Annotated in this window: 21 protein-coding genes; 13 read left to right on the plus strand and 8 right to left on the minus strand. The window is 51.1% G+C overall.

Annotation, left to right across the window (positions count from 1 at the left end):
• Positions 1–30: 30 nt before the first annotated feature.
• The 8 genes from DYD62_RS17780 to DYD62_RS17815 all read left to right on the plus strand — a co-directional run bounded on the left by DYD62_RS17780 (position 31) and on the right by DYD62_RS17815 (position 5,150).
• Entirely contained in the window at positions 31–513 is a 483-nt protein-coding gene (locus DYD62_RS17780) for a GNAT family N-acetyltransferase (protein WP_115228733.1), read from the plus strand.
• 98 nt (positions 514–611) lie between these two features.
• Positions 612–1,052 (plus strand): aminoglycoside 6'-N-acetyltransferase, encoded by a 441-nt coding sequence (gene aac(6'), locus DYD62_RS17785; RefSeq protein WP_115228734.1) that lies wholly within the window; start codon positions 612–614, stop codon positions 1,050–1,052.
• Between the two features lie 111 nt (positions 1,053–1,163).
• The gene (locus DYD62_RS17790) at positions 1,164–1,814 is read left to right on the plus strand and encodes an SGNH/GDSL hydrolase family protein (RefSeq protein WP_115228735.1); all 651 of its coding nucleotides are present in this window, start codon (positions 1,164–1,166) and stop codon (positions 1,812–1,814) included.
• A 234-nt stretch (positions 1,815–2,048) separates the two neighbouring features.
• Positions 2,049–2,747 (plus strand): Type 1 glutamine amidotransferase-like domain-containing protein, encoded by a 699-nt coding sequence (locus DYD62_RS17795; RefSeq protein WP_115228736.1) that lies wholly within the window; start codon positions 2,049–2,051, stop codon positions 2,745–2,747.
• Between the two features lie 135 nt (positions 2,748–2,882).
• Positions 2,883–3,491, plus strand: coding sequence for an alpha/beta hydrolase (locus tag DYD62_RS17800; RefSeq protein WP_115228737.1), 609 nt, complete (start codon positions 2,883–2,885; stop codon positions 3,489–3,491).
• Positions 3,492–3,585: 94 nt separating this feature from the next.
• A complete protein-coding gene (locus DYD62_RS23480; RefSeq protein WP_132038679.1) occupies positions 3,586–3,984 on the plus strand; it encodes a hypothetical protein in 399 nt (132 codons plus the stop codon).
• 22 nt (positions 3,985–4,006) lie between these two features.
• Complete coding sequence (locus DYD62_RS17810) at positions 4,007–4,489, plus strand: ASCH domain-containing protein (protein ID WP_207916614.1); 483 nt, start codon at positions 4,007–4,009, stop codon at positions 4,487–4,489.
• Between the two features lie 40 nt (positions 4,490–4,529).
• Positions 4,530–5,150, plus strand: a complete 621-nt coding sequence (locus DYD62_RS17815; RefSeq protein WP_115228739.1) for a DJ-1/PfpI family protein — start codon at positions 4,530–4,532, stop codon at positions 5,148–5,150.
• Between the two features lie 473 nt (positions 5,151–5,623).
• Here DYD62_RS17815 and DYD62_RS17820 read toward each other — a convergent pair whose 3' ends face one another.
• The 3 genes from DYD62_RS17820 to dtd all read right to left on the minus strand — a co-directional run bounded on the left by DYD62_RS17820 (position 5,624) and on the right by dtd (position 8,213).
• Positions 5,624–6,976 (minus strand): MATE family efflux transporter, encoded by a 1,353-nt coding sequence (locus DYD62_RS17820; RefSeq protein ID WP_115228740.1) that lies wholly within the window; start codon positions 6,974–6,976, stop codon positions 5,624–5,626.
• Positions 6,977–7,029: 53 nt separating this feature from the next.
• Positions 7,030–7,323, minus strand: coding sequence for a hypothetical protein (locus tag DYD62_RS17825; protein ID WP_115228741.1), 294 nt, complete (start codon positions 7,321–7,323; stop codon positions 7,030–7,032).
• Between the two features lie 437 nt (positions 7,324–7,760).
• Positions 7,761–8,213: a D-aminoacyl-tRNA deacylase gene (gene dtd, locus DYD62_RS17830; RefSeq protein WP_115228742.1), complete on the minus strand. Its 453-nt coding sequence runs from the start codon at positions 8,211–8,213 to the stop codon at positions 7,761–7,763.
• A 198-nt stretch (positions 8,214–8,411) separates the two neighbouring features.
• Between dtd and asd the strand changes: the two genes are divergently transcribed.
• The 4 genes from asd to DYD62_RS17850 all read left to right on the plus strand — a co-directional run bounded on the left by asd (position 8,412) and on the right by DYD62_RS17850 (position 12,158).
• Positions 8,412–9,515 carry an aspartate-semialdehyde dehydrogenase gene (asd, locus tag DYD62_RS17835; RefSeq protein WP_115228743.1) on the plus strand — a complete coding sequence of 368 codons (1,104 nt, stop codon included), beginning with the start codon at positions 8,412–8,414 and terminating at the stop codon, positions 9,513–9,515.
• A 572-nt stretch (positions 9,516–10,087) separates the two neighbouring features.
• Positions 10,088–10,855 carry a sulfite exporter TauE/SafE family protein gene (locus tag DYD62_RS17840; RefSeq protein WP_115228744.1) on the plus strand — a complete coding sequence of 256 codons (768 nt, stop codon included), beginning with the start codon at positions 10,088–10,090 and terminating at the stop codon, positions 10,853–10,855.
• Between the two features lie 53 nt (positions 10,856–10,908).
• Positions 10,909–11,367: an EVE domain-containing protein gene (locus DYD62_RS17845; RefSeq protein ID WP_115228745.1), complete on the plus strand. Its 459-nt coding sequence runs from the start codon at positions 10,909–10,911 to the stop codon at positions 11,365–11,367.
• A complete protein-coding gene (locus DYD62_RS17850; RefSeq protein ID WP_115228746.1) occupies positions 11,361–12,158 on the plus strand; it encodes a sulfite exporter TauE/SafE family protein in 798 nt (265 codons plus the stop codon). Before DYD62_RS17845 ends, DYD62_RS17850 begins: the two co-directional genes overlap by 7 nt.
• A gap of 189 nt (positions 12,159–12,347) precedes the next feature.
• Here DYD62_RS17850 and trhA read toward each other — a convergent pair whose 3' ends face one another.
• On the minus strand, positions 12,348–12,965 hold the full coding sequence (gene trhA, locus DYD62_RS17855; protein ID WP_115228747.1) for a PAQR family membrane homeostasis protein TrhA: 618 nt from the start codon (positions 12,963–12,965) through the stop codon (positions 12,348–12,350).
• A 240-nt stretch (positions 12,966–13,205) separates the two neighbouring features.
• Here trhA and DYD62_RS17860 point away from each other — a divergent pair, with 240 nt between their 5' ends.
• Positions 13,206–14,885: an LTA synthase family protein gene (locus DYD62_RS17860; RefSeq protein WP_165928706.1), complete on the plus strand. Its 1,680-nt coding sequence runs from the start codon at positions 13,206–13,208 to the stop codon at positions 14,883–14,885.
• Here DYD62_RS17860 and DYD62_RS17865 read toward each other — a convergent pair.
• The 4 genes from DYD62_RS17865 to DYD62_RS17880 all read right to left on the minus strand — a co-directional run bounded on the left by DYD62_RS17865 (position 14,882) and on the right by DYD62_RS17880 (position 19,968).
• A complete protein-coding gene (locus tag DYD62_RS17865; protein ID WP_115228749.1) occupies positions 14,882–16,156 on the minus strand; it encodes an EAL and HDOD domain-containing protein in 1,275 nt (424 codons plus the stop codon). The two genes, DYD62_RS17860 and DYD62_RS17865, sit on opposite strands and share 4 nt — an antisense overlap.
• A 168-nt stretch (positions 16,157–16,324) precedes the next feature.
• Positions 16,325–17,203 carry a phosphoribosylaminoimidazolesuccinocarboxamide synthase gene (locus DYD62_RS17870; protein ID WP_115228750.1) on the minus strand — a complete coding sequence of 293 codons (879 nt, stop codon included), beginning with the start codon at positions 17,201–17,203 and terminating at the stop codon, positions 16,325–16,327.
• A gap of 306 nt (positions 17,204–17,509) precedes the next feature.
• Positions 17,510–18,118: an FMN-binding negative transcriptional regulator gene (locus DYD62_RS17875; protein WP_115228751.1), complete on the minus strand. Its 609-nt coding sequence runs from the start codon at positions 18,116–18,118 to the stop codon at positions 17,510–17,512.
• 110 nt (positions 18,119–18,228) lie between these two features.
• Entirely contained in the window at positions 18,229–19,968 is a 1,740-nt protein-coding gene (locus DYD62_RS17880) for an ABC transporter ATP-binding protein (RefSeq protein WP_115228752.1), read from the minus strand.
• Positions 19,969–20,003: the final 35 nt, after the last annotated feature.

A 20,003-nucleotide genomic window follows, 5' to 3' on the forward strand; every position in this document is an offset into this window, starting at 1 on the left:
CCAAGCTACGTGCTAGGGAGTGGGAACATAATGAATGAAAATACTGTTCACATCGTTGAAGCAATACTTGCTGATGCTCAAATAATTCATAAAATGCAATTGGAATCATTTAAGGACCTGTTGGGTAGGTATCAGGATTTTGAATTAAGCCCTGGCGCAGAACCTATAGATAGATTTATAGCCAGAATGACTCAGGCTAATTCTACATACTTCCTTATCTATTTTGGCACTGTCCTTGCAGGTGCAATCAGAATACAAAAGAATATTAAGGAAGAGGTATGCCGTATTTCTCCGGTTTTTATTTTGCCAGAATACAGAAATAAGGGCATTTCACAAAAGGTGTTTGAAATTATCGAAAGAAAATACAAGCCAAGAAATGGATGGCAGCTTGATACTATTCTGGAAGAAGCCGGAAACTGCTATTTATATGAAAAATTAGGCTACAAGAAAACTGGAAAAATTGATTTTATTAAGGATGGTATGCACATCGTTCGTTACCAAAAAAATGCCTGATATCAGTTTCAACTGACTTATTGGGCAATCACTATCCTTGCAATGAACTAATAGGGCTAGGATTAAACGCTTATCAGCACACTGCATCAGGTAATGAAATGATCACTCCCTGTAAATCTCTTAATCAGCCGGGCTGGCTCGCACTTCGGGCCGCGCTTTGGCCTGATTGCTCAAGTGCTAAGCATCTGGCTGAAATGGCGTTGTTTTTAGCTTCCCCGCAGCGTTTTGCCCAATTTGTGGCATACGATCAAGCTGGCAAGGCGCTTGGGTTTATTGAGCTGGCCGTGCGGGGCGATTATGTAAATGGTACGGAGTCTTCGCCGGTGGCTTTTCTTGAAGGCATTTATGTTGAGCCAGGCGCAAGACGGCGCGGTATTGCGGGTAAGCTGGTTGCCTCCGCCGAGCAATGGGCCAAAGAGCATGGCTGCAAGGAATTGGCCTCTGATGCTGCAATAGACAATACCCAGAGCCATGCCATGCATAAATCACTTGGTTTTAATGAAACTGAGCGGGTGGTGTTTTTCAAAAAAGCGCTGTGATGCGGGCCTCTGTTAAAACGCCCTGCATAAACATCAATCCCCGCCGGATCGCTGATATCAAAGCAGCCGCTGCTTATTCACTAAGATACTGACGCACTTACGGAAATCGCCATGATTTTACCTAGCCTGCAGCAATCCTCCTCCCCGCGTACTTGGCTGTTTTACGGCGACAGCATTACCCATGGTGTGCTGCATACGGCGGGGGCGCGGTGTTTTAGTGAGCACTTTACCGAGCGGCTGCGGTTTGAGCTGGAGCGGCCGGATGATGTGGTGCTCAATACCGCCTGCTCTGGGCATAACACGCGGCAGATGCTGAGCTATTTTCCCCTGCGCGTGGCGCGTTTTAAGCCGGATGTAGTGCTGCTGATGGCGGGAATGAACGATTGCAACAGCAGGCTGGCCGATGGGCAATATGTGCCGCTGGATGAGTTTTGCGCCAATCTGGCCTCGATGATTTCCACCGTGCGGGGCTGGGGCGGCGAGGTGATTTTGCAGACGGTTACACCGATCTTGCCGGGGCAGGCCCCCGAGCGGGCGCTGACGCTGCCCCAATACAATGCGGCGATGCGCAGCCTAGCGGCAGAGCTGGCCGTCCCCCTGATCGATCATGCAGCAGTGTGGGAAGCCCTCACCGCAAACTTGCCCGCCTATATGTCTGATGCCTTCCACCCCAATGCCCGTGGCCATATCCTGCTTGCCCACACGCTATTTCGCGCACTGGGGGTGTTTGATGAGGCTGCGCCCAGCTGTCAGCTTGCCTGAGCGATTGCTTTTGCAAATTTGTCTCTGGCTTACTTGTACTTGAACGGGGTCGTTTCCTCTTGCGATAAAATGTGTGAGCAAGATTGGGCTAACGCTTTATCTGCCCAACATTTAATTATGTACCGCAACTCGTTGGGCAGATAAACCTTGCCTAATCTACGTACTGATACGTTTAAAAAAGTCTGATATTTGCATTTAATCATTCGGTTTTAGGAAAATATTAAAAGGATTTTAATGACGAATTTACAGCCAGCGTTTGTTACGCGTCGAATTGTTGCCATCGGTGGTGGTGGGTTTTTATTGGATGATGCACGCCTCTTGCAAGAATCCTATTTGATCTCTCTGTGCCGGAAATCTGCCCCGCGCGTTTTATTTTTAGGCACGGCATCCGGTGATGCCGAACGGGCGCAATTAAAGTTTTACAAAGCGTTTTCATCATTGGGCTGTCAGCCGTCCAGCCTGTCATTCTTTCCGTTTGATATGCGGCGTGATTATGCTCAGGAAGTGCTGGAGGCGGATTTGATTTATGTGGGTGGCGGCAATACGGTTGCCATGTTGGCGGTCTGGCGCGAGTTTGGCTTAGATGTAGCGCTACGCCAAGCCTACGCGGCGGGCACGGTATTGGCGGGGATTAGCGCGGGAGCGAATTGTTGGTTTGAGCAGTACATTACGGATAGCGTGCCGGGCGGCGGAATACGCGGTGGCTTGGGGCTGTTAGCAGCTACGTTTTGCCCTCATCTGGATAGCGAAGCCTGGCGTCAGCCGCTGCTGGCCAGTGTAAGTGGCGTGGCTGTGGGTGCGGGTGAAAATGTATGTGTGCTATTTGAGAATGAGCAATTTAGCGAAGCCGTACATTCGGCCGATTCGATGCAAAGCACTGTGATGTGCGAGAGCAGCGAAGCGGGCGGGATTGTTCCTCGTTTTTTGATGTAAGAGACACCTGAAATAAACCATGGTTGATTTGGCGATTTATTGGCGGTCAATTCAGATCTGAAGCTAGTTCAATCACATATGTGCTTTTGCTGTACTACGTATGGCTTACTTTTACTTGAAAAGGGTATTACTTAAATGTATGCCGTTCTGCCTCCCGAAAATTTCAGGCTTTTAAATTTTCCCCATGCGTCAGGCGCAAAGTCGCCACGCTGTATTGTATGGCTGCATGGAATGGGTGAGCGTGGGGATGATCTGTCTTTGGTCTCCAAGTATGGCCTTCCTGCAGCACTTAATGAAGGGCGTCTTACTGTTAATGCTGATGTGATTTGCCCTCAGCTGGAGGCCGGGCTGGCTTGGTCTGCCGAACGCCTTGCTCATCTTATGGCCGGGCTTGGCAAACAATACGAAGCAAGCGCTTTGCTTGGCTACAGCCTTGGCGCGGATGGGGTTTGTCAATTGCTTGCTCAGCTTGGCTCTCAGGCGAGCATTCATATTGCGATTGCCCCAGGCGCATCCGTGCCGATTGTTGCTAATCAGGCTGCTACAAGGTTTTTGGTCATTTCGGGGGAAGGTGATCCCTGGCTTGATGCAGAGGCTTTTTTGCAGGCTGTGCGGGCAAGCGGTGGCGAAGCTGATCACGCTGTAATGCTGGGGGAGGGGCACTACATCTCCGAATCGGCCCTTACTCACCCAAAACTGGTTACGGCACTTGCATCTATTGGTATTGATTTTGTTTGGCGTTGAAATGGAAGCGAATTCCTGATTAATTGTATGTTTTGAAGCCGTTGGAGGGGGGACGCCTAGGGCTAATCCACCCTTCAGTGTTTTTAGGTCTTTTATGAATCCTGTACATCTAACACCAATTGCTGTTCCATTTACCGATGAAACGATGAAGGTTACAAGCTTGTGCTGGAGCGATACTGAGGCTACTCAGATTGTCGTGGCCTCAAAACGTTCGGGTCGTAGCTTTGTTGTTGAGTTTGAGTCAGTTGCAGGGCTAAGGATGCTCGATGAGCTTGATCTTGCTTCGGTATGGATCAACTCAACCGGCCAAACACTTGCGTCGACCTGGCTTTTTAAAGTACATACGGGTGGCTGGTTGGAGCTTGAGAGCACACGAGATGACTTTTACACTCAGCATCAGGAAAACCAACCTTACGAATTTTTGATCGGTGGGTACTTGGAGTGCGTATCTGTTCTCTCGCTGCTGCCACCAGTTATTCAAGAGCGTGCGTAACATAAAAAGTCAGGAAAAAACCATGGAAGCATTTCCACCTCTGTCGCAAGTGATGCAAAAGTTAAACGCTCTTGGCATTTCTTTGCCAGATGGCCCCGTTTTTGTAGATGGCTATGGCGATTCGCCGGAGTTGTCTGAAGAGTTATTAGCGTTGATTCGCGAAGGGAAAAAACGAGCGGGTACAGGCCTTTTGTGGGGGCATGAAGCGGATCAAGTGCCTGTGCCATGTGTGGGCGATTTGCAGATTGTGCTTGATCACCATAACGAGCCAGCGCTGATTACGCGTGTTGTGAGCGCTTATATCGTGCCGTATTCAGAAGTAACCGCCGAATACGCAGCGATTGAGGGTGAAGGCGATGGCTCGTTGGAATACTGGCGGCAGGCGCATTGGGGTTTCTTTGAACGGGCCTGCGAGCAGCTGGGCCGCCAGCCTGCAGAGAGCATGCCGGTTGTGTGCTGTGTGTTTGAAGTGCTGCATATTTTGCCTTCGCCCGTTGCGGCCTAACTTTTAGGCCGGGTTCTTAGTTCAATTAAGGATTTGATCTATGCATGTCGCCATTCTGACTTTCCAAGGTTTCAACGAGCTTGATTCTTTTATCGCCCTTGGCGTGCTCAAGCGAGTACCGGGGTGGCGGGTCAGCATTTGCTGTCCGGAGGCGACGGTTACCTCATGGAATGGCGTAACGGTGCATGCGCAGAGCCGATTGGACGAGGTGGCGAGTGCAGATGCAGTGCTGGTGGGGAGTGGTGCCAAAACGCGCGAAGTGATTAATGATCCGCAAATTATGGCGCAGCTAAAGCTGGATCCTGGCAGGCAACTTATCGCTGCCCAATGTTCTGGGGCGCTGGTGCTGGCGAAACTGGGCCTTTTAGGTGCGATTCCTGCATGCACCGATCTTACTACCAAGCCTTGGGTGATAGAGGCGGGTGTAGAGGTGCTGAATCAACCTTTTTATGCCAAAGATAATATCGCCACCGCAGGAGGTTGCTTTGCCGCACCTTATCTAGCCGCATGGATCATTGCTAAATCTGCGGGCATTGATGCCGCTAAAGAAGCGCTTTATTACGTTGCGCCGGTAGGAGAAAAAGAAGAGTACGTAGCTAGAGCGATGAAGAATATTGCGATGTATTTGGCTTGTTTTGAGCTGGCGGAGTTGGGATTCTAATGCTCATTCATATGCCAGCATTGCATTCCTAGGGCGGGTGAAACCCGCCAGATTTTGCTAAGAAGCATGAGGAAAACGGCGGGTTTTGCCCGTGTGCAAGCAATTTGTTTGTTTCATTAGAAAACAGCGAAAAAACACAATAACCACGATCTCCGCATAGGGCTTTAAAGTCCCCTTGAAACACGCAAGCTCCGAACAAGCGGGGCGGGGGATCGCTTGGGAGCGAGGCAGCGAGCCAATCCCGCCCGCCGCCGACTGTCCGCAGCGCAGGGGCCTTCGTGTTTTTGAGGTTGTGGCTTGGCTTCGTTTCTTGGTCACACAAGAAACGAAGGTCCAGCGGGACGCCCGCACCTAAATCAACGTGCCGAAGGCACTAAAACAGATCTTTTAGACTTTGCTTCGTGCTCATGGGGTTGAACCCGACCTATGATGGTTTACTGCTTGGCAATGACGCTGCTAAACGCAAGTCATGTTTAGACCACCAACTGCTTCAAACTTACCCTACGAAATAGCGCCATCAGTGATAACGCCGCGCAGGTGAGGGCGGCGATCAGGGCGATCCAGTAGCCTTGCACGCCGTGGCCAGGCAGGGTGGAGGTGCCGAAGGTGAGCAAATAGCCCAGCGGAATGCCGATCACCCAAAAGGCGGTAAGGTGAATCAGCATGGGGCCGCGGGTAGATTTGTAGCCGCGCAATACGCCTGCCACCACCACTTGCGTGGCGTCTGAAAACTGGAAGAAGCCTGCCAATACCAGCAGCTGGCTGGCCAGCATCAGTACAACCGTATCGCTGGTATAAAAGCCCGCGATAAAGCGCGAGGCAAAAATCATGGCTGTGCCGGTTAATAGGGCAATACACAGGCCCATGCGAATGCCGCTCTGGCCAATAAAACGCGCCGCTTTATAATCCCCCGCACCAATGGCATGGCCTACCCTCACGGTAAGCGCAGTGCCCAGTGCCATCGGCACCATAAAGGTGAGCGATGAGAAATTCAGCGTGATCTGATGTGCCGCGACTGTGACAGTGCCTAGGCTGGCAATCAGCAGGCCAATCAGGCTAAACGCGCTGACTTCTACAAAAAACATCATGCCAATGGGCAGGCCCAGCTTAATAAGCTGCTTTTGAGCGTGCCAATCAATGCTTTGCCATGCGCGAAATGGATGGGTGTTTTTGTAAACGTGGGAATAGCGAATCCACGCCGCTAAGAGTAAAAAGTTAACCCATACACAAAACGCCGTTGCCCAGCCGCAGCCTACGCCACCCATGGCCGGAAAGCCCCAGTGGCCGTAGATCAGCACCCAGTTGCAGGGGATATTCAGCAGCAGGCAGAAGATGGAAATCACCATCATGGGCTTGGTTTGATTCAGTGCGGCGCTATAGCTGTATAAAACACGGTAGCAGGCAAAGGCAGGTAAGCCCCAGCTGACGGCTTTTAAGAATTCACCCGCTTTATATGCAACGATGGCCTCAAGGCCCAGATGATTAAAAATCGGCAATAAAAAGCGAATTAAAATTAGGCCAATCAAGGCAAGGATCAGGGCTTGCACCAGCGCTTGCTGGGTTAGATTGGGGATGGGCTTCAGATCATTTGCGCCAATTTTTTGCGCCACCAGCGGGCTGATGGCCAGCAAAAAGCCCATCAGTGTCACCATCATTGTTACCCAGATGGACGAGCCCACCGATACTGCCGCCAGATCGCCTGCCGAAACATGGCCAGCCATTACGGCATCAATAAAGGCGGTGCCGGTGGTGGCGAGTTGCCCAATGGCAATGGGCCATGCAAGGTGCCAGGTGGCGCGAATATCGGTGAGTCGGGAGGTCGTCATCGTGATCTACAGTTTTTTTTACTTGCTTGCCGCAGATCGAGTCCAACAGACTGCTACTTACGCAAACAAAATGGATTGATGGGTTCGTATTCTGCAAGTAAATCGGGATATCGCCGGCTGAACATCAGCGCATCTTGCAAATTTAGATTCAAAATAACAATGCTGCCATTGGCCAAATTTTCGGTGCGAAAGCCTAAGCTGGTGGCCGCTGCAAAGGCCTTGGATAGTGCCAGTGGCGAGGTATTGCGTTTGGCATTGAGGCGCAGCCAGCTTTGAGTTTTCCAGCGCAGTGCCGGGTGGAGTTCGCGGGTGGCTCGGGTTAATTCTGGGGCTAGGCAGTCGTACATGGCAGCATTCCTAATTCACAAAGTGGGAAGCTGGTCGCAAGGGTTTTTGAAGTCAGATGCGGCCAACGCTTTAGCGATATTTCCCCAGGATTTGTACTACTAACCTGAGCGCGCCTCGCAAGTTGTCGATTAATAGGCGCGTAAAACAAAAAAACCCGCAACGCGGGTTACGCTGCTTTAGCTGCATTTATAAAGCGCCCGCAAGCTGGCAAAATCAACTCGGCGCTGTGGAGTTCATTTTGGCCATGAGTTGATTTGCTGTCAAGCAGCTTTACTGAGCAGCTTGCCAAGCTTAAGGCTACCCTAATCCGAAAACGTCGGATTTGGCTATATGTTGAGGATTTTCTTGTTGAATAGCCCGCTATTGGCCTCATGAAACCATCAAAATCTGCTTCAAACCGAACGTTTCCTCTCTACGGGCGCTAAAGCCCGACAGGCTACTCAGGATTTTTTGAATCTAACATTAGCGTGATCGGGCCGTCATTAATCAGTGAAACCTGCATATCTGCACCAAAGATTCCTGTAGGGATAGGCTGGGCGCTCAGCTCCGCTAGCTTTGCTACAAAGGCATCAAACAGCGGCTGAGAGATTTCCCCCTTGGCCGCTCTACCCCAAGATGGCCGATTGCCCTTGTTGTAAGAGCCAAATAGGGTGAATTGCGAAACAGCCAGCATTTGGCCGTGGCAATCGAGCACCGAGCGGTTCATTACGCCTGCTTCATCTTCAAAAACACGCAAATTGCATATTTTCTTGGCGGTCCAGGTTAAATCGGCTTCAGAATCGCTGTTTTCAATGCCCACCAGCAGCAATAATCCGGCAGATATTTGCCCGCGGATTTCGCCTTCCACAGCCACACTGGCTTGCTTTACTCTTTGAATTAAAACACGCATTACTTTCCCCCAGAAGCCTTGATATTACATGGGCTTTGAAATTTCTTAAGCGCAAATATTGCCTGCTGACATTCCTATTGGCGATGGCTTTTGTTCGGCAGAGCCCTAATTTACATTTTTTGAAAAATGAGAAACAGAGCCTAGTAAAGGGGCTGAATATTCAGTATTCTGGTTTATTTTACCGCTAGGGATAAAACCATGAAAAAAGTAGGTCTGGTTGGCTGGCGCGGCATGGTGGGTTCTGTCCTCATGCAACGCATGCAGGAAGAAAAAGATTTTGACGTGATTGACCCGGTTTTCTTTACGACTTCGCAAGCTGGTCAGCCAGCTCCGAATTTTGGCAAAGATGCGGGCACACTGAAAAACGCCAACGATATCGCAGAGCTGTCGGCGATGGACGTGATTATTTCGTGCCAAGGCGGTGATTACACTTCAGATATTTTCCCAAAACTGCGTGCAGCGGGCTGGGATGGTTATTGGATTGATGCGGCTTCTACCCTGCGTATGGAAGAAAACGCGGTGATCGTGCTCGACCCGGTTAATGACGATTTGATTCGTGCGTCCCTAGCCAAAGGCGTTAAAAACTATATCGGCGGCAACTGTACTAATTCCATCATGCTGATGGGTATGGGCGGTTTGTTTAAAGCGGGTCTGGTGGATTGGGTCAGCTCCATGACTTACCAGGCCGCATCTGGCGGCGGCGCAAATCATATGCGCGAGCTGATTAAGGGCATGGGCGTGGTGTATGGCTCAGTAGCAGATGAATTGGCTACCCCAGCTTCGGCGATTTTAGAAATCGACCGTAAGGTTGCAGAAACCATCCGCAGCGATGTGCCAACAGAATTCTTTGGTGCGCCATTAGCTGGCGGCCTGATCCCTTGGATTGATGCGCAGCTTGATAACGGCCAGACCAAGGAGGAATGGAAAGGCCAGGCTGAGGTGAATAAAATCCTCGGGAATGCAGCGCCAATTCCGGTTGATGGTCTCTGTGTGCGGATCGGCGCAATGCGCTGCCACAGCCTTGCCCTGACTATTAAGCTGAAAAAAGACCTGCCGCTCGCCGAAATTGAAGCGCTGATTCAATCTGGCAATCAGTGGGTGAAATGGGTGCCCAATGATCGCGCGGTAACGGTTAAAGAGCTGACTCCGGCTTCTATCACCGGCAAAATGGATATCGGCGTAGGCCGTGTGCGTAAGCTCAATATGGGCCCGGAATATATCAGTGCCTTTGTGATTGGTGATCAGTTGCTCTGGGGCGCTGCTGAGCCTCTACGCCGTATGTTGCGGATTTTGTTGGGCTAATTGTTTGGTGGGCATTTTGCCCTGCCATCAAAAACAGAGCGCTGCGGCGCTCTGTTTTTTTTATATTTAGCAACTGATGTTATGCAGTACTTGTCTTTTTAGTGCCTTCGGCACGTTGATTTTGGTGCGGGAGCCCCCGCGAAGTCTTTGATTTCTGCTTCGCCAAGAAAGTAAGCAAAGAAGGCGACCCCACGAAACACGAAGGCCCCTCATCTGCGGACAATCGAGCGGCGGCTGCGGAACTCGTTCGCAAGCTCACTCAAACAGGCATCAAAGAAACCCCGCCCGCTTGTTCCTCGCTTCGGCGTGTTTCAAGGGGGCTCTAAGCTCCATGCGGAGAGCGCGGTCAATGCGTTTTGCGTTGTTTTTGTTAAAGCGAAAAATTGCTTAGTGTCTATGGTGTTGTATCTCCTTCCAAATCAAGTCACTGCCGCTTGCTACCTTCCCTAAGAAACAGAGCACCTCGGTGCTCTGTTTTTTTGCCTGTTATGGTTGATGTTAAAGAAATCTGCCTCTGTTCCTTATCAGAAGCTTGCACGATAATGGTCAGCCATCTGCATCTGCGAGTTTCTATGCTTACTGATTTAATTCTTCTGCTCCCACTCGCTTTTACTGCCGGTTTAATTGACGCTGCCGTTGGTGGCGGTGGGCTGGTGATGATTCCTGGCCTCTTTGCAATCTTGCCGCGTGAAATTCCAGCCGCTCTCTTTGGCACCAATAAATTAGCATCCATGATGGGTACAGCATCTGCGGCGGTGCGTTATGCACGGCGGGTGAAGTTGCCGTGGAATATTTTATTACCCACGGCCGGATCGGCTTTTGTTGGCTCTTATCTGGGCGCACGGTCTTTACACTTTTTGCCGCTGGAATGGGTACGCCCAATGGTGATTGCTCTGCTGGCCATTATGCTGGTCTACACCTGGCTAAAACCCTCTTTTGGGCAAGAAGATACCGAGCGGGAGCTGACCCGCCGTGATCTTTATATCGGTTTGTTGATTGGGCTGGTAATTGGTTTTTATGATGGTTTCTTTGGCCCCGGCACCGGTTCCTTTTTGATTTTTCTGTTTGTGCGCTTATTTCACTTCGATTTTCTGCGTGCTTCGGCATCGGCCAAAGTGGTGAACTTAGCCACCAATCTGGCCGCGCTTGCCTTCTTTATCCCCGCCCAAATGCTGATTTGGGGTTACGCCATTCCGATGGGAATTGCCAATATCGCTGGTGCGCAAGTGGGTAGCAAAATGGCCTTAAAAGGCGGGAATGTCTGGGTACGCCGCTTATTTTTGATCTTGTCGGTCACGCTGATTTCTAAGCTGGTTTGGGATACGGTTAAGGTGATGTGATTGCTGCTTAGCTTGCTTTAAATGCTTAGAAATGGCTGAAAAGGGAGCAAAAAATGAATTATTGGTTGATGAAATCAGAGCCGGATGATGTGTCGATTGATGATCTGGTAGCGCGCCCTGATCAGACAGTGGGCTGGTACGGCGTGCGCAATTATCAGGCGCGTAATTTTATGCGCGATGAGATGCAGCTGGGCGACCCAGTGTTTTTTTATCACTCCAGCTGCAAAGAGCCGGGGATTGCTGGCCTTGCAACCGTCTGCCGCCTGGCCTATCCAGACCCGACTCAGTTTGATGCAACTTCGGAGTATTTTGATGGCAAATCGACGCCAGAAAAGCCACGTTGGCTGCAGGTTGATGTGCGTTTTGTAAAAAAGACGCGCCTATTAAGTTTGAGCGAGCTGCGTAGTTTTCCCGAGCTGGCGCAAATGGTGCTGCTGCAAAAAGGCTCGCGGCTTTCCATCACCCCTGTATCTGCAGCGGATGCGGCCTTTATTCTGGCCAAGCTATGCTGACCGCGATTCTGGCTTATTTAAGTGTCGGGCTGATTGCCGGATTTTTGGCAGGCTTGCTGGGGGTGGGCGGGGGGCTGGTGATTGTGCCTGCGCTTTTGTATGTGTTTGCCCTGCTTGGCCTGCCGCCAGAGCATCATCAGCATTTGGCCTTAGGCACGTCGATGGCAACGATTGTTTTTACGGGAATCGCCAGCCTGAAAGCCCATCATGCCCGTGGTGCTGTGCGTTGGCCGGTGGTAAAGGCGATTACGCCAGGTATTTTGCTGGGCACTTTTGCGGGCGCACAGCTGGCGGCTTTTATCCCTGGCTTAGGCTTGCAGTGGTTTTTTGTGCTGTTTGCTTACCTCGTGGCGGCCCAAATGCTTTTGGATATTAAACCTAAGCCATCCAGAGCCTTGCCTAGCAAAGGCGGCATGACTGCGGTGGGGACTTCCATTGGCCTGGTTTCCAGTTGGGTAGGCATAGGTGGCGGATCTTTATCTGTGCCGTTTATGACGCTATGCAATGTGCCTGTGAAAGAGGCAATCGGCACATCGGCTGCGATTGGTTTTCCGATTGCGCTGGCAGGCGCCTTGGGCTATGTGGTCAGTGGCTGGTCGGCCAGCTTGCCACAGGGGGCTTTAGGTTTTGTTTATCTGCCTGCGCTGGCGGGCATTGTGCTGGCAAGCTTCCCTATGGCCAAGGTCGGCGCTGCGGCGGCCCACCGTCTGCCTGTGCCGGTGCTGAAAAAATGCTTCGCAGCTCTGTTGATTGTGCTGGCGAGTAAGATGTTGTGGAGTTTGTTGCAGTAGCTCGTTAGCGACAAAACCTAAACCTGTATTTTGTTGCTTTGAAGGAAATTAGGCAGCGCTCAAAATATTGAACTACAGAGTAAAACGAGAATACAAAGTACATGATTAGCCAATGATTGGTTTTCTCTGTGAAACCCTGTGTCCTCCGTGTTCTCTGTAGTTCAAGATTTGGGTTTTTACTTCCCTTAGCTAAATCACATAAAACAAGATGCTGATAAATTGGCAGAGGCTGCCGCCTAGTACGAATAGATGCCATATTCCATGGCCGTGGGGAATGCGGGTGTCGAGTACGTAAAATACAATTCCCAACGTATAAATCACGCCACCTGCGGCCAGCCAGGTCATGCCTTCGGCAGGGAGGGCTGCCATTAAGGGCTTGATGGCAAAGATAATCAGCCAGCCCATTACGACATAAATCCCCAGTGAAAGAATGCGTGTACGTTTGCCCAGGATGTTTTCCTGCACGATGCCAAAGATGGCCAGTGCCCAGTTCACGCCAAAGATGGTCCAGCCCAGCGGACCGCGCAGGGTGACGAGAGCAAAGGGCGTGTAGCTGCCTGCAATCAGCAGGTAAATGGCGCAATGATCTAGTCGCTGAAAAACCGCCTTGGCCTGGCCTTTGAGCGAATGGTAGAGGGTAGAAATCACATACAGCAGCACTAGTGTGCTGCCATAGACGGCGACGCTGACGATTTTCCACGGGTCGCCCGTCATGCCCGCAAAGGTGAGCAGCACGATCAGCCCGCTGATTGCAAGTGCTGCCCCGATAAGGTGGCTCCAGCTATTGAAGCGCTCTCCCTGATACATAGTTGTCCTTTATATGTGTGCCACTGGCCGAGGATAACGGCAATAGATGCAGAGTGCATGGTACAAATGCCAAGTGAATGAGGTCGGTTTTTATTACGGTGAAATGCTGAGTCATTGCTTTACTGCTGGGGTTGGGCTGTAAATATTTTGCTTCATTATGATTTTATTACGTTAATGTGTTGATTTTATGATAGATTTGCCGCCCTTTTGGATTATGTGTGCACTCGCCGGTTTATGCTGATGTCGTCTTCTGTAAATACAGCTTCATTTCAAAAAATAGCTAAGCAATTGGCCTTTATTTTGGGCCCTGTGCTTTTATTGCTGCTTGGCCGGTTTTTTGTGGATCAGAATTGGAGCACTCAGCGCCTCTTGTTTTCTGGTCTGCTGTTTGCATTTTTGGCGCTATTGCTCAATCGCTGGGCTGCAGCGGTGTCGGCGGTCAGTTTAGAGGGGCTGTTATGCCAGGCCAGTTGGTTGAAAGAAGGGCAAACGGGTGAGCCGCTGCTGGCCCGTGATTTGTTTGAAGTATCACAGGGCGTGTCTTTAGCCAGTTATTTAAACTGGGAAATGATTGCTTTTACACTGTTGGTGGCGTGTGCAGTGGGTTTGGGTATCTGGAAAAGGCCTCGTTTTGCATGGTGGCGGCTGGTTCTGGCCTTGCTTTTACCTGGGCTTTTATTAACGCGTATTTTTGATCATGGCGTGCTTAATAAAACCACAAGCAGCATTTTGGCTGATCATTTTAACGCCAGTTATCTTTCATACAATTTTATTCAGAATACTCGCCAGAACGGCCTTTTAGTGCATCTTTACCAAACGGCTGAGAGCGTAAAGCTGCCTGCCGCCGGGCCGCATTCTTTTTACAAGCTGGGCTCGCTTAAAACTCAAGAGGCCATTGAGCCGGATGTGGCGCTGATTTTATGTGAGGCGTGTTTTACCAGCCTGAATGATGAGCGTTTTATCACACCGATTGCGCGTTTAAAGCAAAAGGGCTTTAGTGGCAGCATGATGCTCAGCCCCGTTTACGGCGGCGGCACGGCCGAGGCCGAGTTTGAAATGCTCACAGGTTTATCGTCAGCAGTATTGCCGGGCATTGATTATCAGAATTACGCCAGCAGCTATCGCAGCAATGCTGCAACGCTGGTTTCCCGCTACAAAGACGCGGGTTACCGAACGATTGGTATGCATAATTTTCATGGCAATTTCTGGAAGCGGAGCGAGGTTTACCCCAGCTTCGGTTTTAGCGCTACACGCTTTGTAGAAGAAATGTCGTGGAAAACCAGAACCTGGCCAACGGATGATCTGTTATACGATGCGGCGCTCAAAGCCTATGCGGAAGGCCCGGCTAAGGGCAAAACCATGCTGTCTTTAGTGACGGTGATGACTCATGGCAATTACACAGACAGAGATTATGACGGTGGTTTGGGTGATTACAATCAGCGCCTAGATGCCGCAGTCAAACACTTAGAAAAATTTGTGAAACAGCTTGAGGCGCAGGCTAAAAAGCGCAAGCGCCCGCTGGTAATCGCATTAATTGGCGATCATAAGCCTTCCTTAACCGCGGCGTTTTATCGCAAAGGCGTGTTTGACGATCACTTCTTCCGCAGTAAAGGCGATCGCAACGATAAATTTCGCTTTGCCTATAAATTAACGCCACAGCAATGGCGAACACGTGCGGAAGTGCCTTTGTTTATTAAGGCCAGCACACCAGATATTGCGGCCAGTATGACAAGCAATCTGGCAGGCAAACCGATGTTCTGCTTGCCCGGCGAGCTGGCCCAGCTATTGCCGGAAGAAGATCCATTCTGGGGGGCATTATCTGCGCTTTGTGCCAGAGAGCCAGATCAGCTTGTGCCCGCTCAGCAAGTGGAGTGGCGCAAGGTGTTTGAGCCTGCATTATTTGCAGAGCGCTTGTTTTAAGCCTCTTCGCTGGCGGCCTCTACACTCAGCAGTGCCTCGTAATACACTTTGAAATAGTGATTCGCATTGATACCGCATGCTACCAGCAGCTTGGCATCTGGGCATTGTGCAGATTCGCTGGCAATGGCGAGGTTTAAAAATGGCGCGTAGGGCCCCGTGCCGTGCAGCAAAGCAGCGCAGACGGCCTCCGGCAGCTTAAGCAGCCCGACAATCTGCGAAAGGGGCCGGTGGATCAGCTGCTCAAGCACAGAAAACAGGCCCAGCAAATACAAGTGATCTTTTTCCTGAGGCCAGCGCTGGCTGCCAAGGCGTTCGGTCAGCTCGGCGCGTAATAAGGCGTATTCCAGTAAGCCTGGGTTGGGTTTTTCTTGGCCGGGTAAAGAAAACAACAGTAAAGATAACCAGCGGTATAAACGCTCCCTGCCTATGGCAACCAAGGCTTGGTCTAGCGTGTCGATTTTTTTATTGCGCGCTTCAGCGGCAGAATTGGCCTGTGCCAACACCCTGAATGAAAGCAACGGATCGGTTTTAAGCGAAACTGCAATTTCGCTATTACTTGCGTCTTGCCGCAGCAAATTCAGTAAATCCATAATTCTTAAAAACCCTGCCTCGACCGGTCCCTCTTGCCAGGTACTCTGATGAAACAGTCTGCCTGCGGCATAGGCAATATTGAGCTGCTGGCAAAGCTGAAATTCATCGTGCCATGCCAGATCAAGCATCAGCATGGGTTTTTCTAAGCCTTGCACATGAATGCGCCGTGCCAGTCTTTCTATATCCGGGGCCAGCTTGCCATTTACAGAAAAAGCGAGCCATTGCGCTTGGGCTACGATTTCGGATGACCAGGTTGCGGGCAGCTGAAGGGCAAGGCCAAGACCTGCTTTCTGCAGCTTTTGTAAGGCCGAAAGGCCACGATCCGGCAGAGCTGTATTGGTGTTTAGCAGCAGCATATTGCCTTGAGCGGCCAGCTGAGCCAGCTCGGGTTGCAGCAAGCTGCCTGCAGAGATTTCTAAGAGGCGCAGGCGTTTTTTGCTCATCGTTGTGCCAAGCCGCACGGCGTGGCGAATGAGTTCTCCTTCTTCAAGCAGAATCTGTGCAAGGCTTTCTTTATTTTGTGCCCGCCTTCGCAGCAGGCTACCCACGATCTTGCCGCTTTGATCAATAATATTTACGTGCTGCAGCTGCAAGGTAATCGCTGGCCCCTGATGAGTGGGGTTAACAGGGGGAGGCGGTGGTGCTGGTTTCGAAAAAAGCTGTTGTAAGAACTTGAACATGGGCGCTGAATACCAGGCTGATGGGTGCTTAAGCCTAGCAGAAGACGCTGGGATTGCAGCAGGGGCCGGCGTGGTGAAAGCCCGCTAGGTAAATGTATTTTTCTTTGAGCCAATAAAAAGGGCGGTGGCTTCTGCAAAAAGAAGCCACCGCCCTTATTGATGCATGGATTACTTAGTCAGCTTATCCAGTGCTTCACGATATTTAGCCGCGGTTTTTTGCGCTACTTCTAAAGGCAAGGCAGGTGCTGGCGGGGTTTTGTCCCAGCCGGTGGTTTCCAGCCAGTCACGCACAAATTGTTTGTCGTAGCTCGGTGGGTTGCTGCCCGGCACATATTGATCGGCAGGCCAGAAGCGGCTGGAATCCGGTGTCAGTGCTTCATCCATCAGGCACAGCGTGCCATCCACATCCAAGCCAAATTCAAACTTGGTATCGGCAATGATAATGCCACGGGTTGCCGCGTAAACGCTGGCGGCTTTATAGAGCGCAATCGCGGTGTCGCGCACCTTGGCGGCCAGCGCTACACCAATCACTTCTTCGCAACGCGCGTAGCTGATGTTTTCATCATGGTCGCCCAATTCTGCCTTGGTGGACGGAGTGAAAATGGGCTCTGGCAGCTGATCCGCTTCGCGTAAACCCGCTGGCAAGGGCATGCCACAGATGGTGCCGTTTTGTTGATATTCTTTCCAGCCAGACCCTGCGATATAGCCGCGCACAATCGCCTCTACAGCAACGGGCTTCAGGCGTTTAACCACCACGGCACGGCCTTCAACTTGTGGCAAATCAGCTGCGCTGACCACGTCTTCCGCACGCTCGCCGGTGAAGTGGCTAGGCACTACATCTTTTAGCTTATCAAACCAAAAGTTGGAAATAGCGGTGAGGATTTTGCCTTTTTCAGGAATCGGCTCGGCCAGAATCACGTCAAATGCAGAAAGGCGGTCAGTTGCGATCATCAGCATGCGCGCATCATCAATCGCGTAAAGATCGCGTACTTTGCCTGAGTAAATTTTAGTCAGGCTGGTCAAATTGGTCGTGGTAAGGCCGGTCATCGCAATTCCTTAAGGCATCAGAGTGGGGCAACAGGCCGCTATTTTGCCCGATTATTGGCCGCTTTTGCATAAAAGCTGACAAGTTCTTCGCCAAAAGGCGCGACTTGTAGTGGGGGCACGCTAAAAACCCAAATCTTGAACCTCAGAGAAAATGAGAACAGAGGTCACAGAGAAAAAAGAGATTCGTCTTCCTCTGTGAAACTCTGTGTCCTTTGTGTTCTCTGTGGTTCAAGATTTAGCGTTGAAGGCTGTATGGCTAGGGAAAAACCATTTACATCACTTACAAAGTAGTTCTTTTCTTCTTGCTCAAGCTTTGGGTTTAGCTAGGTGCTTTTGCATAAAGGCCGCAAGTTCCTGATCGGATGGTGAGCCTTGGGCTAAGGCCTCCATAATGCTGCTCTGCTCGCTCTGAGTATCTTTTTGCGAAAGCTTAAATTTGCCGATCAGCGATTCAATTTTGATTTCAAAGCCAACAACAGCCACTTGCAAGCGCTGGATAAATTCGGCGGGCATGATGTCTGGCCGTGCGTAAGGCTCGCCCTCGTATTGGGTGATAAGGGAGGCTAAGGCTGGTACGGGGCTGTCTAGTAATTGAATACAGCCTTGCACATGCACTGCGCTGTAGTTCCAAGTGGGCACTTGTGGCCCGCTAGGGACGTAGCGGTGCGAGATATAGCCATGCGGGCCTTGGAAAATCACCAAGACTTGAGCGTCGTTTTGCCACGCTTTCCAATGTGGATTAGCCCGCGCGACATGCCCAACCAGCTTTTGTTCTTCTGCAATTAAAGTGAGCGGTACATGGCTGGCAAAGGCCTTACCGTCCACTTGGCTAATTAGCGTGGCAAAGCCGTAATCCCGAATAAAACGATGCAGGGTTTCGGTGTCTTTGACGGCAAAGGAGGTAGGGTTGTACATAGGGCTACCCTTAAAGTGTTGGATGAAAATAATTTAATCCAAACCTTGAAACACGGAGGGCACAGAGTCTTTAAGCAGTGCTTCACTCTGTGTTTCAAGATTTGGTGGGTTTATTGCCCGCCATCCAACTGTTGCAATAGATAAAGCCGCTGATAAATGCCGCGTTCGATTTGCATCAGCTCTTCGTGATTACCTTTTTCTGCAATGCGGCCGTGGTTTAGTACGATGATCTGATCGGCATCGCGAATAGTAGACAGGCGGTGGGCGATCGAGATCATGGTGACCTTGCCGTGCAGGCGGGTGAGGGCCTGCTGGACGATTTGCTCGGTTTCGCTGTCGATATGCGAGGTAGCTTCGTCCAGCAGCAGGATGCGTGGCTTGCCTGCTAGCGCGCGGGCGATGGCGATCAGTTGCTTCTGGCCGGTAGACAGCCGCGTGCCGCTTTCGCCCATATCGGTGTCGTAGCCGTTTTCTAAGCTTAAAATCAGCTCGTGCACATTAGCGGCTTTGGCGGCGGTTTCGATCTCTTTTTGGCTGAGTTTACGTCCCATATCAATATTGTCGCGCGCGCTGGATGCCAGCAGGAACGGGTCTTGCGGCACTAGGCCAACACCGCTTCTGAATGCGGCATCGCCAATTTCCAGTAAGGGGAAGCCATCAATTTCGATCTGCCCCGCTTGCGGCGTGTAAAAGCGCAGCAGCAAGGAAAGCAGCGTGGATTTACCGCTGCCGGTATGGCCCACAATGCCGTAGAAAGAGCCCGCCGGAATCGTCAGTGACAGATCGTGCAGCACAGGCCGCTTGGCGTCATAGCCAAAGGCGACGTCTTTAAAGTGCACGGCGCCTTTGCTGACCTGCCCATGGCCATCGCCATTGATGGCTTGTTTTTCACCCAGTAATACATTAACCCGTGCCGCCGAGACCACGGCTTGCTGGATTTGGCTAAATTGCATGGTGATCTGGATCAGTGGCTCTACCACGCGGGCGATATAGCTGACAAAGGCGTAGAGCACGCCAATTTCCAAGCCGCTGAAGCTTTGCTGGCCAAATACCCAAATTACTGTGGCGAGCAGCGCCACATTTAAAAAATCCAGCGCAGGGCGCAGCAGCCAGGCATTGGCGCGCAATTCGGCCATACGTGCGGCGTACAGGCTGTTATTGGTGCTTTGAAAGCGGGCGGTAAAGCGTTGCTCAGAGTTCGTTGCCTGCACCACGCTCATCCCGGCGATGGATTCGGCCATCTGAGCATTGATATCGCTGCGCAGCTGGCGTGCTTTGGTGACCGATGGCGCGCTCCAGCGCTGATACATCCACACAATTAAGACCACAGCCGGAATCAGGATCAGCACCATCAGCATGAGGCGCCAGTTCAGCCATGCCATCGCTGTCAGCGTACCAAGTACCACAATCAGGCTGTCCAGCATCACAAACAGCACTTGTACGTACAGCGCTTTGACCGATTCGGTATCGTTGGTCACGCGGCTGACCAGCTGGCCCGTGATGGCTTTATCAAAATACGCCATCGGCAGAGCTAACACATGGCTATAAACCTGCTCGCGTAAGCGCTTAACGGAGCGCATGGCCACGCCTGCAAGCCGCAGTAATTGCAGATAGCGGATCAAAGACGCCGCCCAGCCACAAGCCAGCCCGCCACCCAATAGCATAAAAATCTCGGGCCAGTTTAAAACGCGGGGCAAGAGATGCTGATCAATAAACGCCTTGCCTAGGAGCGGCCCGGCGGCCTCCAGCAATGCAGCACAGATCAGCCAGAATAAACCCAGCCACAAATGGCGGCGCTCTGGTAGCGCGGCTTTATTAAGCAGCGAAATAGCTTGCTTACGTTCGCTCATACATCAACCTTTTTGCTTACAAGCAACTTCAAATC

The organism is Iodobacter fluviatilis (assembly GCF_900451195.1).
In the GTDB taxonomy this organism is placed as follows: domain Bacteria; phylum Pseudomonadota; class Gammaproteobacteria; order Burkholderiales; family Chitinibacteraceae; genus Iodobacter; species Iodobacter fluviatilis.